The 14,422-nt window shown below is 41.0% G+C and carries 15 protein-coding genes and 1 riboswitch; of the genes, 1 reads left to right on the forward strand and 14 read right to left on the reverse strand.

Translation table 11 applies throughout. From position 1 onward, the window contains the following. Positions 1–97: 97 nt before the first annotated feature. The 7 genes from tig to GZ22_RS09920 all read right to left on the reverse strand — a co-directional run bounded on the left by tig (position 98) and on the right by GZ22_RS09920 (position 7,055). A complete protein-coding gene (gene tig / locus GZ22_RS09890) occupies positions 98–1,387 on the reverse strand; it encodes a trigger factor (RefSeq protein WP_038561856.1) in 1,290 nt (429 codons plus the stop codon). A gap of 144 nt (positions 1,388–1,531) precedes the next feature. Further along, positions 1,532–2,515 carry a tetratricopeptide repeat protein gene (locus GZ22_RS09895; protein ID WP_038561859.1) on the reverse strand — a complete coding sequence of 328 codons (984 nt, stop codon included), beginning with the start codon at positions 2,513–2,515 and terminating at the stop codon, positions 1,532–1,534. A gap of 140 nt (positions 2,516–2,655) precedes the next feature. Beyond that, positions 2,656–3,006 (reverse strand): hypothetical protein, encoded by a 351-nt coding sequence (locus tag GZ22_RS09900; RefSeq protein ID WP_038561862.1) that lies wholly within the window; start codon positions 3,004–3,006, stop codon positions 2,656–2,658. Between the two features lie 110 nt (positions 3,007–3,116). Next, entirely contained in the window at positions 3,117–4,301 is a 1,185-nt protein-coding gene (locus tag GZ22_RS09905; protein WP_123921901.1) for a glycosyl hydrolase family 28-related protein, read from the reverse strand. 70 nt (positions 4,302–4,371) lie between these two features. Next, positions 4,372–5,109, reverse strand: a complete 738-nt coding sequence (locus tag GZ22_RS09910) for a cyclase family protein (protein WP_038561866.1) — start codon at positions 5,107–5,109, stop codon at positions 4,372–4,374. Between the two features lie 83 nt (positions 5,110–5,192). Next, a riboswitch (SAM riboswitch) is annotated at positions 5,193–5,279 on the reverse strand. Between the two features lie 94 nt (positions 5,280–5,373). Then, a complete protein-coding gene (locus GZ22_RS09915; protein WP_245609656.1) occupies positions 5,374–6,258 on the reverse strand; it encodes a nuclease-related domain-containing protein in 885 nt (294 codons plus the stop codon). Between the two features lie 356 nt (positions 6,259–6,614). Further along, positions 6,615–7,055: a cell wall hydrolase gene (locus GZ22_RS09920; protein ID WP_038561869.1), complete on the reverse strand. Its 441-nt coding sequence runs from the start codon at positions 7,053–7,055 to the stop codon at positions 6,615–6,617. A 224-nt stretch (positions 7,056–7,279) separates the two neighbouring features. On the opposite strand from GZ22_RS09920, the gene GZ22_RS09925 reads away from it, so the two are divergent. Continuing rightward, positions 7,280–7,462 (forward strand): hypothetical protein, encoded by a 183-nt coding sequence (locus tag GZ22_RS09925; protein WP_038561873.1) that lies wholly within the window; start codon positions 7,280–7,282, stop codon positions 7,460–7,462. A gap of 75 nt (positions 7,463–7,537) precedes the next feature. On the opposite strand, the gene GZ22_RS09930 is transcribed toward GZ22_RS09925, so the two are convergent. The 7 genes from GZ22_RS09930 to GZ22_RS09960 all read right to left on the reverse strand — a co-directional run bounded on the left by GZ22_RS09930 (position 7,538) and on the right by GZ22_RS09960 (position 14,417). Beyond that, entirely contained in the window at positions 7,538–8,137 is a 600-nt protein-coding gene (locus tag GZ22_RS09930; RefSeq protein WP_038561876.1) for an SGNH/GDSL hydrolase family protein, read from the reverse strand. Between the two features lie 30 nt (positions 8,138–8,167). Beyond that, positions 8,168–8,920: a response regulator transcription factor gene (locus GZ22_RS09935; protein WP_038561880.1), complete on the reverse strand. Its 753-nt coding sequence runs from the start codon at positions 8,918–8,920 to the stop codon at positions 8,168–8,170. Further along, the gene (locus GZ22_RS09940) at positions 8,895–10,673 is read right to left on the reverse strand and encodes a cache domain-containing sensor histidine kinase (RefSeq protein WP_051748178.1); all 1,779 of its coding nucleotides are present in this window, start codon (positions 10,671–10,673) and stop codon (positions 8,895–8,897) included. The genes GZ22_RS09935 and GZ22_RS09940 overlap by 26 nt, the downstream gene beginning before the upstream one ends. Positions 10,674–10,743: 70 nt before the next feature. Continuing rightward, positions 10,744–11,583 carry an amidohydrolase family protein gene (locus GZ22_RS09945; protein ID WP_038561883.1) on the reverse strand — a complete coding sequence of 280 codons (840 nt, stop codon included), beginning with the start codon at positions 11,581–11,583 and terminating at the stop codon, positions 10,744–10,746. Positions 11,584–11,667: 84 nt separating this feature from the next. Beyond that, positions 11,668–12,456: an SDR family oxidoreductase gene (locus tag GZ22_RS09950; protein ID WP_038561886.1), complete on the reverse strand. Its 789-nt coding sequence runs from the start codon at positions 12,454–12,456 to the stop codon at positions 11,668–11,670. 16 nt (positions 12,457–12,472) lie between these two features. Beyond that, on the reverse strand, positions 12,473–13,753 hold the full coding sequence (locus GZ22_RS09955; RefSeq protein WP_038561889.1) for a Gfo/Idh/MocA family protein: 1,281 nt from the start codon (positions 13,751–13,753) through the stop codon (positions 12,473–12,475). A 25-nt stretch (positions 13,754–13,778) separates the two neighbouring features. Continuing rightward, positions 13,779–14,417, reverse strand: a complete 639-nt coding sequence (locus GZ22_RS09960; RefSeq protein ID WP_038561893.1) for a YesL family protein — start codon at positions 14,415–14,417, stop codon at positions 13,779–13,781. Positions 14,418–14,422: the final 5 nt, after the last annotated feature.

The following is a 14,422-nucleotide window of genomic DNA, read 5'->3' on the forward strand; positions in this document are numbered from 1 at the left end:
TAATTCCACAGAGAGGCTATTAATACCTTCTGAAAATACGTTTATTTTTTAGAAAAACAAGGCACAGTGATTGCTGCCTTGTTTTTCTGATTATGTCTTATGCAGTTTTGCTGTTGTCTACCAATACATCGATAGCTTTTTGGAACTTCAGATCGTCTTTGATAGCGTCTGTGTTGCCGCCAAGCATTTGAGTCAATTGCTCTTTGTCTGTTTGGTACATTTCAGCCATTTTATCAAGCTCTGTGCTAACGTCTTCGTCAGTCACTTCTACGTTTTCCGCTTGCGCGATAGCTTCAAGAGTCAAGTTCGTTTTCACACGTTTGCCAGCATCTTCTTTCATTTGCTCGCGAAGTGCAGCTTCGTCCTGACCAGAGAACTGAGCGTACATTTCAAGTGTCATACCTTGCATTTGAAGACGCTGTTCGAATTCACGAACCATGCGGTCTAGTTCTGTATCTACCATTGCGTCTGGAACTTCCACTTTCGCGTTGTCTGTAGCAAGGTTGATCAGCTGCTCACGTTTGTTGTTTTCCGCTGCTGTTGTTTTTTCTTCTTGAAGACGGTTTTTCGTTTTTTCACGAAGCGCATCCAAAGATTCAACTTCTTCGTCTACGTCTTTTGCGAATTCATCATCAAGCTCAGGAAGTTCCTTTGCTTTGATTTCATGGATTTTCACTTTGAAGACTGCTTCTTTACCAGCAAGTTCCGCAGCATGATATTCTTCAGGGAATGTCACAGTGATATCGGACTCACTACCGGATTCTTTACCTACAAGCTGTTCTTCGAATCCTGGGATGAAGCTGCCAGAACCGATTTCCAAAGAGTGGTTTTCTGCTTTGCCGCCTTCGAATGCTTCGCCATCAACGAAACCTTCGAAATCGATTACGACTGTGTCGCCTTCTGCTGCAGATCCTTCTTCTTTAACAACCAATTCAGCTTGTCTGTTGCGAAGTGCGTCGATTTCTTTTTCAACATCTTCGTCTGTTACAGTAGTGTCTTCTGCTTCTACTTCAAGACCTTTGTAGTCGCCAAGCTCAACTTCTGGTTTGATAGCTACAGTAGCTTTGAAGATAAGTTCTTTACCTTGTTCGATCTGCTCAAGATCTACATCCGGCTGTGCAACAGGCTCGATGCCAGTTTCTTCAACAGCGTTCATGTATGCTCCTGGAAGAACAATATCAATTGCATCCTGATACAAAGATTCTACACCGAAGCGTTGTTCGAAGATTTTACGTGGTACTCTTCCTTTACGGAAACCTGGTACCTGAACTTGTTTAACTACTTTTTGAAACGCTTGGTCAAGCGCTCCGTCCAATTCCTCAGGAGATAGGGTAATTGTTAAAATTCCCTCGTTCTTGCCTTCTGTTCTTTCGAATTTTGCTGACATAATATTCCCTCCAACATCTATCGTTTGTTTCATGTTAATCGTTCTCAATTCTAGCATAATATAAGTTATTAACTAGTACTGGTTTACAACCATCTTATTATAACATATTCATAGTCGCTTTCAACACTAACGATACGAACTATGTCATTCCTCGGCGACAGTCAGATATTTCGCTTCTAATGTAATGATCTCTTCCATCATGGAAGCGATTCTCTGCGCTTCTTCCTCAGTAACAGCAGGCTGATCGATTTGAAGATAACTGCTTGCCAGCTTCTGCAGTGCAGCAGCCAAAACAGTACCGTCTTCTTCCGTAGGCACCATTGGGTATCTAACATACATATAACGATGCAAAAGCTTGTACACCAAGTCGTATAGTGATGGATTCTGCTGCTCAAGAAGATGCAAATGCTGCAGTACCTGTTTCATCCCTTCCGATTCTTCAACTGTTGTCAGGTTCTCCGGGACAACTGTCATAGTTTCTTTCATCTTATGTATTGTGACTGGGAATTCGATTTCTTGCTTCACGAGCCATTCCAGTACAGCTGTCTGTACAACGGGATCGGCTTCCTCATCAAGAAGGTATGCTTCCATCTTCTGTACATGCGGACTGACATCAAGAGAATGGCATTTTTGGATGAGCTGCCATTGCAAGCTGGCATCCTTACTCTTGCGTGCTTTTTCGAAATTATGTATAAGCTGATCTGCAGTTGTCTGGCTCTTATCTTCGGCCATTTTACGACTTACCTTCTGCAGCTGGTCAAACGATGTCTTAAGCGGCGTCGGTATTTTCTCAGTTGCATACACCTCATCCAGCAGTTCTACTACTTCATCGTAGCGTCCGAGCTGGAACAGCAGCGTTAAATGAATATGTAAGTATTGCAGATAATCCTTATCCTTGGCAGCCAACAGCTGCAAGGACATTTCCTCCGCCTCTTCATGCCTGCCCAGCTCCATTAGACATATTAGGCGCCCAGTCAGAATTTCCGGCTGACGGTATCCATAATCCAGAAGCTGTTCAAACTTCCCTATAGCATCGGTGTAGTTCTTCTCCTGCAGCTCCTTCATCCCTTCCCGCTCCAGCCGCGTCTTCAGACCCGGGAACAGGACAACATTATTCTCTTTATCCATCGGCAACATCCTCATTAGATTTTCAGTTAGAGACCTGGTAACAGCTATACCCTTAAATGTAACAAAGAAAACGCAGATTGCAACTTTAAAATGGCAAAAAGCTGTGAATCCATGCATTCACAGCCTTATAATACTATTCCCTACTTTTCCTGGTGATCCTCAGAGCGGGGTCTTCTGAAAGGTACGACATTTTCCCTGTGGAAATGTGCATCATCGTCGCCTTCCTCTTCTTCATCTAGAAAATCGAATAATCGCTTCTGCATATCTCCAAGTTCCGAGGTCATGCTGCTTTCATTTGCTTCCAAATCATAGATATTGCGCTTGATCTGAAGGTAAAACTCCTTCAAGGGCTTATCTGTATATTGGCTTAGAAGCCGATCCGATATTGTATACTCTTGCTGCAGTTCCAGATCGTAGATGCGGACCATGAAGTATTTCCCGAAAGGTACGGATCCGATAAACCGATAACGCTTCGTCTCATCTATATACATAGGCCACCTCCAAGAAAAGTGTAGCATGTATCGACATCTATATGCATATTTTCTCCATAATATACAGAAAACTTACATTTACTTAATCATGCACACTAGTATCGGAGTGACTACCGAGAAAGTGTGGTTTCTTTATCGATTAGACTGTTTATTGTACCTGTAACAAAAACGCCTCTCCCCGGATAGGATTCCACATGATTGTCACGCAAGCATGCGCCACTTATAGGTGAATGCTCATCGCCTTTCAACCTTATTGCTGAAGCATAATTACCGCCGCCTCTGATGGCGTTCTGCACGATGAGGAAATTTCTGATTGGATTGCTGCGCCCTGTAGGACGGTTTCTACTATCTGTGTCATTTCTGCCGTCCACATTATTTGGATGAATAGCAATCCCACCACCGCACGATTCCATCCGATTATTATATAAAACAACATCCCGCCATGAATAAGCCCGTACAGCCCACTGGAGAGTTTCACTCATTACATTGTCTGAAATAAATATGCGTTCATGCCATCTATCTGCAGTAGCGGAGTGCGAACCAACAGCCCTTCCCCAGCTTCCTTTCGTTTCAGATGGACCGAAGTTATTGTGATGAATCCAAATATCCTGACAAGTTGTTTGATCGAATACAGAGCCTCCCCAAGGGAAAACTCTGCGTGCTTTGGCTAAATCCAACTGAATTGCCTCACTATAAGCGCGCTCTCCATTACGATCATCATAACCAAGAAACTTGCAATGCCGCACTTCGATATTACGCATGGCATTCAGTTCAATCGCGTGTCCGCCACCGTGCTCTACCAGCTGCAGCTGTTCAATAATCACATTTTCCGCATGCGCTAATACAAAGCTAGTACCGCCACGGTAAGCAGGGAAATTCGCATCCCATGTCCCGCCTCGAATAATTAGATTGCCATTGCCACGATATGCACGCATTCGATTCCGCCTGCGTAAATTCAGCAGCATCGGTCCATGATGCTTTTTTCGGAATATAGAATTATCATCCGCCTCAAAGAATGTGTTTGGCTTGAGACGCAATGGTCGACGCAATATGTAAAGTCCTGGCGGAAAGACAATATGTAAGCCTTTTTTGCGATCAGCTAGGTTCAGCAGCTGCTGAATACCCTTCGCATCATCATGTCTTCCATCAGCTCTGATTAGCGGATGATCTGTTGCTACTATTGTATATGCTGACTTTAACTTTTCATTTAAATGATTGCTAGTTCGACTTATATCTCGCAGCGTTTCCGCTAGTTCGTTGAATACTGCTGGCAACTTCTGTTCCTTCTCCATCATGCCGCCTCCTATCAGTGAGTATTTTACCCATTATCCGATTTGGAGAGCCTTTAATCATATTGCGTTACTTTTAAGGCAAGACAGCAAAAGAACGAACAGGAAATCCTGACGCTTTTCCTGCTTTCGGTACGATATTAAAGATGAACGCCCCTTTTGCTGGCAGCTGATCAAGATTCGTCAACAGCTCAACTTGGTAGGAATCTTGTTCCAACACATAATATTCACCAATCAGAGCGCCATTTTTTTGAAAATCGACCGCTGCATCAGTATCAAACGTCTCATGCCCTACTGCCTTAATATCTCGTTCTTCATATAGAAACTTTAGACTTTCCAGTGACCAGCCAGGAGAATGACTGCTTCCCTGTTCATCTTTATTATCCATCTGCTCCTGATTTGGCCAGCGTTTGCTCCAATCTGTCCTTAAGGCTACGAAAGTGCCCGGTTCAATCTTGCCATGCACTGACTCAAACGCCTGAATATCTTCTACAGACAATGCATAATCATGATCGGCAGCAGCTTCCTTAGATTTATCAATCACAACAAGCGGTAACACCAATTCTTTCAGCTCCAGCTCTTCTAAGTATCGTGTCTCACGCACAAAGTGAATCGGTGCATCCAGATGCGTTCCGTATTGCCCCGGGAAAGTAAAACTCTGAGCGAAGAACCCATCATCATGCGAGAATAGTGTTTCGAACTTTGCAGAATTAAAAGCTGAAAAACGCGGAGACTCTGGTCCAAAGGTGTGCGTCAGATCCACCCATTTCTTTTCTCTTAAAACATCCAATGCTTTACTCAACTCGTTTGACATACACAATCACCTCATATTAATAGTGTAAAAAACAAAAAACCTCTCCTAAATAAGAAGAGGTTCGCTACTTTTATGTAGTCCGGTTCTTATCTAGTCTGGAATTAGCACAGTACAAACAGTCTGTTGCTGAAGCTTCATAGGGCCAGTCCCTCCGCCTCTCTGGATAAGAGAATATTCTGTTAACTATCATTATATAGTAAAATCGCTTTTCAGTTCAAGAAAATAAAGCACAAGACATTGAATCTTGCTAATGTAATCCTCTCGTCAACTTCTTTGGTGTTCAAAACAAAAAACCTTACCTTTAAAACGAATATGATTATCCTCGCAGTAAGCCTTTACCTTTCTAGAAACTTCTATATTACAGGTGAAACATTTCGCTTTCGCTTCAGACTGAGCAGCTGATGCCTCTCTATATTTTTTTTGTTTCAATGAATCAATATGCTCTGATCTAATCTTTGGATCCGTTATGTTATTTTTGCTCAATATACGATACATGGATAAGACGTCTTCATCAGTGTATCTTGGAGAATTGGCTTGCACTCTTAACACATTCATTTTTCTACTTATGTACTCCGATAATTCCGTATCATAAACGATGAGATCATTCGATTGAATTTTTCTCAGATCTTCATTCACCTTAAACATACATCTTCTGGTAAACGAGACAATGGAAACGAAATTCGATTCTTCCTCTTCCGACAATATCGATTTTAATGCTTTAATATGTCCAAAATTTTGATGAAAAGGATTCATCATAGGAAATTTCCCATTCACACTCCACTTATCTCTATTTCGGTCGCCATAAATTGTCCCGGCGTAATTTTTCGTTTCAATTACGAATATTGCATAGGATGTAAATATGACATGATCAATTTGAGAATAACCAGATTTTGCGCGAGGATTAGGGAGTAAAACATCACTCAGATATCGGCTATTCTTGGGTAATTGATCAAGTTGAATGTTGATTTTGTACTCTCCAAGTTCTCCAATTCTGGTTGAAGTTATCATAGGTTTCTTTGCTTTTGGTACAGTTTTAGACTTTTCCGATTTTGCATTTGATTTCTTTGATTTAGATCTTTTACCAAACAACCTCTGCAACAATTTAATCAGCCTCTTTTCAAACCACGAATTAGAATATACATTTTTCAATAGGATAATCTTACCACAAATTAATGTAATACTATGATAGTGAATTAGATAAATCAAAACGAGGCTGGGCATAAGTGTTTTAACCATAAAAAAACCGAACAATATTGTAAATCTTCATAAGAAAATTTACATAAGTTCGGTAATTTTGATTAGTTATCCATCTTAGCGTAGGCAGAACACGGAGACTCCTACGGGAACAGCACGAGCTGAAGACCCCGCAGTGGTGAACTTTCCACGAGGAGGCTGAGGCCGTGCCCGTGGAAAGCGGAGTGTTCTGCCGAAGCGGCGCTCAAGAATAACATTCATTTTAAGTAATGAGAATTTAGTTATTTTCCAGCCTCGTTCCATCATTCATCTTACCCCATATAAACACTATCACACGTGCCAGCCTGCGGCTCATAAAAGCAATGATCTTTAAACTGACCTGCAAACGGCTGGCCATACCATGTTGGAGGGCATGGTGCATACGGATTAAAATACCAAAGCGCGTACGAAGCAGGCTGCTGTCTCCAGGACTTCAAGTTTCTTTCTGCCAACCTTCTTTCCTGTTCACGTGCTCGTTGATAAAAAATATTTCCTTTTTGAACAGCTTCGAATGAATAATTCCCGCCCTGTATTTGGAAAATGACGTCATTGATTGATCTTACATCCCCAAAATCTAAACAGTCAGCTACAGCACGGTTTACAATGACATTTCCTACAAACAGCATTCCTAGCTGTCCTTCCCCTTCTGCTTCTGCGCGCATCATTCTAGCCATCAAGTCAATGTCTGAGCTATTGTATTGTACTCTTGCCATGTTATCACCCCACATACAGCGTATGAAAAAAGCCCTCTTTCATGTCATTGTATTAGAGGAAAGCTTAGTCCTATGTATGCAAAATATATATTTTTCATTTTTCACAAGAAAAGCTCTTACTAAAGGTAAATACTGGGGTTTTATACTTGCAGAAGTAGCTATATAATGAAGATGTGAATTTATTCAGAAAAATAAAAATAATGATGAAATGAGGTCTTGTGAACATGGATAATAAAAAATGCCTTAAATGTGGTGCTAGTGAATTTGCTGAAGGTACAGATTTCATACCTATCAAACCGAACAAAATGGCTTTAAGTGGCGGAAATAAAATATATACTTTTTGCTTAGAATGTGGTGAAGTTGATTCAATACGTGTTGAAAATACAGCTATATTCAGAAAAAAATAGAAGAAGTTCAGTGTTAAGTAAAGCATTTGGGAAACCATTGCAATAAGGGTTTCCCATCTTTGTGATAAGACAAAATCAATTACGTTCTGTCGCAAAGTATGCTTCCAACCACGTATCAGCCATCAGTCTATTACCGGCATCGGTCATATGAACACCGTCTGTTGTCAAATCCGTTTTCTTTGTTTGCAAGAAGGCTGTATGTGTCGGGACGAGAGTAGCATCATACTTTGCGGCCAGTTCCCTGACAATGTCTACATACGGAATTAACATCTGATTTCCTTTTGATTCATTATTTTCTTCAATAATTGTCGGCTCCATAAGGAAAATCTCAGCACCCATATGTTTTGTTTCAGCGAGGAGATTAGAGAGGACTGCTTTGAACTCATCCGGATACACCTGGTCTATTTGAGGCTGATCCAGCTGTCTCCATACGTCATTGATTCCAATTGAGATTGATACTAAGACTGGCTTTAATGAGAGTACATCTTGTTCCCATCTAGCCGCTAAATCGGTGACACGGTTGCCTCCTACTCCCTTATTGAAGATATCTACATCTTTTTTCGGTACCAGTTCATCCTGAATCATTTTTACATAGCCATTACCTATGTCTCGAGGATCTTCAAATCTTCCACATTCGGTAATACTGTCTCCGATAAAAACCCATTTTTGACTCATCTAAATACCTCCTTTAAAATACCAGCCTGTTCACCTGTTTTTTATCCAGTCAGTAGGGCTGCATCCTTTACTTTTCTTAAAAATCTGACTGAAATATTGCGGATTATTTCCATAACCTAATTGCTCTGCTAGTTCAAAGACTTTAATATCCCTCTGTCTTCTCATAATTTCTATCGCTTTATCAATTCTGCATCTCAATACATAAGCAGAGAATTTCTCTCCTACTTCTTTCTTGAATAACTTCCCTAAGTAATCTGTGTTCATATATAAGATCTCATTGGCTATCCATTGCAATGACAAGTCCGGATTATCAATATTCTCTTTTATGCTATCTATTATTTTGTTAACGACTGCGGAGTATTTTACAGATGCTTCCGTTTGGCTGCTTATATTTTTCTCTTTATTCTCATCTGCAAGTTCTTGGACGACTTCCGCTAATGCTTCATGAATATCTTCTTCACTTGATGGTTTCAGCAAATAATGCTTCACACCAAAACGCATCGCTTTTTGTGCATATTCAAATTGGTTATATCCAGAAAGCAGTATCCATTTGATTAGAGGAGAGACTTTTCTTCCTTGTTCGATCAATCCCATTCCATCCAGACCTGGCATGGTGATATCAGTAATCACGATATCTGGGTTCTGCTCTTTAATAAAATCCAAAGCTTCCAGTCCATTTTTTGCGACACCATGTAAAACAGTTCCCTGCTGCTCCCATTCTACAATAGAAGATATTCCTTCCAGAAGCATCGGCTCATCATCTACCAGCAGAACTTTGAACACTATCACTTCCTCCTTCATAAGGAATCGTCAGCATGATTTTTGTTCCCACGCCAATTTCACTCATTACTTGAATTCCGTATTCGGGACCGAACATGATCCTTAACCGATTATCTATATTTCTGATGCCTAAGCCCGTGCCTTTTGGACGATAATCTCCGCTAGCTAATTTATTTAGTAGCTCTTTTTCCATTCCAGGCCCGTCATCCGTTACTGAAATAAACGTTTCTCCTCCTTTGCGCACCGCTTCCACTCTTATCGTACATACACCAATAATTTCCTGCAGACCATATCGTATTGCATTTTCAACCAAAGGCTGTAAGCTGAATTTAGGTACCTTACACGAAAGAAGATGATCAGGAATATCCGTGTGGAATCTTAGACGTTCTTGAAAACGATAAGATTGAATCGTAATATAGTGGCTCACTATTTCCAGTTCATCAGCAAGAGGAATCAGAGCTTCTTTCGTTTCCAGAGACGACCGTAAAATAAAGCCAAGTGACGTTGCCATATGTGATGTTTCCTTATGTTTGCCCAGTCTTGCCGACCAATTAATGGATTCCAATGTGTTATAAAGAAAATGAGGATTAATCTGTGCTTGGAGTGTTTTGAATTCAGCGTCCTTGATTACTAGCTGCTTTTTATAATTTTCTTCAATTAATGAATGAATCTGGTTCATCATTTTATTGAAGTTTTCATGCATTTGCCCTGCCTCATCTTTAGAGAACCTTACGTTACTATCCACCTTAAAGTCCTCAACCTCCCCTTTTTGTACTCTCTTCATCTTTTTATTCAATGCTTCTATTGGATTGGTGATTCCTTTAATGAAACGGATACCAAGAAACAGTAATATCACAAATAACAAAACATAAATGGACAATACAGTACTTTTCACCAAAGTAACGGCCTGGAATAATTGACTGTAGGGAGAAGCGATCATATATGTCCAGTTCGTATAAGCAGCTGAAGAGTACGTCACAAAATACCTGGCAGCATCATAATTCACTAGCTGATATCCATCGTTTCCTTGCACACTGGCCATAAGATAGGAATCCTTCTTTGTCGTTTCCTGTGGGAAGATAATGTCTCCATTAGAATTCGCTATAAGCAATCGCATCTCTTTTTCGTCGAGACTATTTTCAAAGGAAGATACAATATTCTGCATATCAAATCGCACAACAATCATACCCAGTCTCTCGAACGAAAGATCTGGATAAGCATTTACTTCGCGAGCCACGACAAACGATTTGTCCTGCTCATCAGGCGTGAACCATTCAGCTCCTCCATCTTTTTGATTTGTGCCTTCTTTATACTGAAGCAGTCGCTCGTTTCCGATGGTAATAACTCGGTTTCCTGCACTATAGCCTCTGTCCGTTGTATCATACAGCTGAATGGAATCTATTGAATCTTCGAAGGCTCCTAAATCAACAAGCCTTTTTTTGATCGTGACTCCGATTAGATACGCCTCGTAATCATCTTCCGTTTCTTTTAAATTGTATAGATAAGATTGCAGATATGGATCAGTAGACAACCCATATGAAAACCCTTTCATTTTTTCGATCTCGTTTTCAATCAAAGCAGATGATACCTTCAATGACTGCGCGGACTGTCGATGAATTTCATCATTGTACGTAACGAGGGCATATTGTAAAAGCGCTAGTCCGCCGATACTAAAAGAAACCAAAATGAGGAAGAGTAAACAAACCAACTTATATTTCATCTTTAGATTAGAAAATAAGCTTTTGAGTTTTCTCATGCTGCTACTCCTCCTCTTGCTTTTTGCTTCCTATCCGTTCTAGTTCTCTACAATTGAAATAATATCCTCTTTATTTCCTCTGCAGTGTATCTTCTAATCTATAAAAATGCTTTGCGTTATTGTAATATACATCTTCTCTCTCATTCTTAGACAATTGACCCGACACTGTATCCACAAACAGCTGAACCACCTCTGAGTAAGAAGCAGATTTCAAACAGACTGGCCAGTCACTTCCGAACATAATTCGTTTTGGACCGAAAATATCTAAAACAATTTCTACATAAGGTAAGATGCTCTTAGTTGTCCATATGGCTCCTACTTTTTCGGGAACAAGACCAGAAATCTTACACATGATATTAGGGTATTCTGCGATTTTTCGCATATGACTGGCCCAAGGCTCCATTTGTCCATTGTCTATTGGCGGTTTAGCTATATGGTCAATTACGCAGTGTAAGTGAGGCATCTTTTCTAAGATCTCAATAATTATAGGTAGATGTCTTGGATTTGCCTGTAAATCAATCGGAAAACCTTCATCTGCTAACTTGTTGAGATTATGAAGCACTGTACTTTTTAACAGCCACTCTGAAGGCAAATCTTGTATCATTGGGCGGATCCCTATAAAAAGAGGATCTTCTTTATACATATCCAATGTTTGCAAAGCTTTGGGATCGTCCAATTCAACCCAACCGACAACTCCAATCACTTCTTTTCTAGTTTTAGCTATCTGGAGTAAAAACTCATTCTCTTCTAATGATGGTGAAGCTTGCACAGCGATTGTTTTGTTTATGCTGTGTTCATGCAATATGGGTTCTAACTGATCAGGCAAATAGGAGTAACTTCTGCTGCCGGATCCGCGATTCATATCTTCCTGTGATTTGCGCCAAAAATGTTGATGGGAATCTATGATCATGCCACTACTCTCCTTTCATAAAGATCTTTGTATACCAGACAAACACCATGACTGAGTTCATGGTGTTTGTTCATAGAAGATGTCTTAGCCGATCAATAAGGACTCTGCTCCATCAATATAGATTTCTGTACCTGTAATATGGCTGGATTCATCTGAGGCTAGAAACTTCACAAGATCCGCTACTTCCTCAGGTTTACCAGAGCGGTTATCCAATGGTTTGCTTCCTTCAGGAAATGCCACAGGTATTTTGATTTCGTCCAGATCTGGTGATCGTTTTATCGACTCTTTGAAATTTGTTTCTATCCCACCTGGACAGATGACATTTACACGGATATGGTATTTTGCCAGCTCCAATGCGGCCATCTTGGAAAATGCTGCCAGTGCTGCTTTTGATGTGGAATATGCTGTGAATCCAGCTTGAGAAAAGACTCTGTTTCCACTGATAGAACTTGTGATAATGATGCTCCCGCCTTGTTGCTTTACATGTGGAATAGCTGCCTTCACGAGGAAAAATGTTCCGTTCAAGTTAATGCTGAGAACTTGATTCCAATTGTCAATGCTCATCGACTCGATGGACGAAACTTGCCCAACTATTCCGGCATTGGCGAACACCGCATCGATTCTTCCCCACTGCTTTATCACTTTTTTCACGGCCGTCTCTACTTGGTCGTATTGTGACATATCACAAGGGATGGTTATTACCTTGAAGTTCTTTTCTTCCATCTCCTTTTTGACTTCTTTCAATTTCGTGTCATTCACATCCAGCAGGCAAACTCGGAATCCGACCTCAGCAAGCTTAAGTGCCGCCGCTTTTCCGATTCCGGAAGCTCCGCCTGAAATGATGGCCGTTTTCTCCACCAAGAAATCCTCCATTCAAGCAAACAGTTTTTTATAGATCTATTAACTCGTTTATATTGACTGCATTTCCTGATTTCAAGCTATGATTACCTGCAATGCCTGTCATGATGGACATTGCTCCGTCTATGTGGGTAGCTGCGCGATTAAATGGGTCTGGCTTGGGATTGCCGAATAAATCTTGCAGCATCACCGTATCGCCTCCGCCGTGTCCTCCGATACCATTATCCACCTGTACCTCGTAAGGTACGTCGAACATAGGACTTACAACAATTGATAATTGCTCCAGCTGACCTTCCTCGGCCTTGCTTCCTCCCGAATTCACATAAGACTTTTCTATAATGCGTGCATCGATTCTCCCTTTTGTTCCATTAAAGGAGACGATAAAACCTTCCCATGGCAAGTAGGCATTCAAGCTATATGTCAGGATTGCTTTACTTTTATAGTTCACCAGCACCCCTAAAGTATCCTCAATACTTATTCCATCTCCAAAAACACTTTGATCCCTTTGGTATCCATCCTCTTTCTCTGCATCCAAGTACATGCGTTTCAAATGTTCATTGCTTGCCAAATCAAGAGCGAACGGATCAGTTTTTGCTTGTTCGCTTTGATACGCTCGCTGATAGAACTTCGTTTCCCCTCTTTGTTCGGCATTTTCCCTTCCGTAGAAAAGCAGATCGCCAATTGCATACACACGCTGTGGAGTCGTATCAAGCCAGAAGTTCACCAAATCAAAATGGTGTGTAGACTTATGAACGAGCAGACCGCCGCTATTTCGTTTATCCCGATGCCATCGCCGGAAATAATCAGCGCCATGTGTCGTATCAAGCGCCCATTCAAAATGTACCGAGTTTACTTTTCCGATGGCACCCGAGCTTATCAATTCCTTGATTTTTGTGTTATGCGGGGCGTATCGGTAGTTGAATGTTACCCGGACTTCTCTTCCTGTCCTTTCAATGGCCTCCAAAATCTCCTTACACTTATTTTCATCCGTTGTCATTGGTTTTTCAGTGATTACATCACATCCCAGCTCCAATGCTCTGATGATATATGTGTGATGCGTTCGATCGATAGTTGTGACAATGACTATATCTGGCTTTTCTTGCTGTATCATCTTTTCAAAGTCCGCTGCTGGGTATGCTGGTATAGCGGGATGCTGGTACCTTTCCTCCAGCAGTTGATTTGCATAATTCATCCTTGTTTCGTTTATGTCACAAAAAGCGGATAGTGTACATGTATCCTTAAAATCCTTCACCATTGCTCCAAAGTAAAACTCCGCCCGGCCGCCTGTTCCCACAACTACATACTTTTTCATAGCGCAACCTCCCATTAGTTTGATCTTAGTTCGCCGGGACTGATTTGATTTCTTTGGCTAGGAGTTTTGAGGATTTCTTTTCTGTTCTTTCAAATGCTTTAGCAGCTGGCATCATAACAATTAACGCCACAATGCTGAAGCTGAAGAACAACGCCAACCCTTGAAAATACCATAAAATCGAACCGACTCCGATCGTTCCGACGAGCATGACAAACGTTTGGCTTGGATTTAGCATCATAATAAAGAATGAACGCTTCACGATTTGAAACGGCTTCATATCATAATGCACTAACATCGGAAACGCATATAAACTTGCCGAAAAAGCAATAGATGTGACAATGAGGTACGGAATCGTGAAGTACAAAGCGGCGTTCGCAGCAGAAGTTAGGAAGAGGAAGTCAAGATAGAGGATATATCCTAACAGCACGAAGATATATCCCAGCTTGTTACTGTTCACGAACTCCTTTTTATATGTTTGTAAAAAGGTCTGAAAAATAGGAATGTCCGTTTTTCCTTGCAGCCATTGATGCATCACATGCAGCAGGGCAGTGGTAGCGGGGAAAACCCCGAAGACTACCAGACCTGGCAGCAAGAAAACGAGCCAAAGAACATTTACATATGCCATTCTCATGATCCATTCCAGCCCTGTATTTATAGCAGCCATAAAAG

Source organism: Terribacillus saccharophilus (assembly GCF_000725365.1).
Classification (GTDB): Bacteria; Bacillota; Bacilli; order Bacillales; family Amphibacillaceae; genus Terribacillus; species Terribacillus saccharophilus.

What these genes read in the sequence shown, in the direction of transcription:
- GZ22_RS09930 (WP_038561876.1), bottom strand. Translation starts at nt 8,137, where the DNA reads ATGAGTCAAAAATGGGTTTTTATCGGAGACAGTATTACCGAATGTGGA.
- GZ22_RS09940 (WP_051748178.1), bottom strand. Translation starts at nt 10,673, where the DNA reads ATGAGAAAACTCAAAAGCTTATTTTCTAATCTAAAGATGAAATATAAG.
- GZ22_RS09900 (WP_038561862.1), bottom strand. Translation starts at nt 3,006, where the DNA reads ATGTATATAGATGAGACGAAGCGTTATCGGTTTATCGGATCCGTACCT.
- GZ22_RS09955 (WP_038561889.1), bottom strand. Translation starts at nt 13,753, where the DNA reads ATGAAAAAGTATGTAGTTGTGGGAACAGGCGGCCGGGCGGAGTTTTAC.
- GZ22_RS09925 (WP_038561873.1), top strand. Translation starts at nt 7,280, where the DNA reads ATGGATAATAAAAAATGCCTTAAATGTGGTGCTAGTGAATTTGCTGAA.
- tig (WP_038561856.1), bottom strand. Translation starts at nt 1,387, where the DNA reads ATGTCAGCAAAATTCGAAAGAACAGAAGGCAAGAACGAGGGAATTTTA.
- GZ22_RS09895 (WP_038561859.1), bottom strand. Translation starts at nt 2,515, where the DNA reads ATGGATAAAGAGAATAATGTTGTCCTGTTCCCGGGTCTGAAGACGCGG.
- GZ22_RS09905 (WP_123921901.1), bottom strand. Translation starts at nt 4,301, where the DNA reads ATGATGGAGAAGGAACAGAAGTTGCCAGCAGTATTCAACGAACTAGCG.
- GZ22_RS09920 (WP_038561869.1), bottom strand. Translation starts at nt 7,055, where the DNA reads ATGGCAAGAGTACAATACAATAGCTCAGACATTGACTTGATGGCTAGA.
- GZ22_RS09960 (WP_038561893.1), bottom strand. Translation starts at nt 14,417, where the DNA reads ATGGCTGCTATAAATACAGGGCTGGAATGGATCATGAGAATGGCATAT.
- GZ22_RS09950 (WP_038561886.1), bottom strand. Translation starts at nt 12,456, where the DNA reads ATGGAGGATTTCTTGGTGGAGAAAACGGCCATCATTTCAGGCGGAGCT.
- GZ22_RS09945 (WP_038561883.1), bottom strand. Translation starts at nt 11,583, where the DNA reads ATGATCATAGATTCCCATCAACATTTTTGGCGCAAATCACAGGAAGAT.
- GZ22_RS09910 (WP_038561866.1), bottom strand. Translation starts at nt 5,109, where the DNA reads ATGTCAAACGAGTTGAGTAAAGCATTGGATGTTTTAAGAGAAAAGAAA.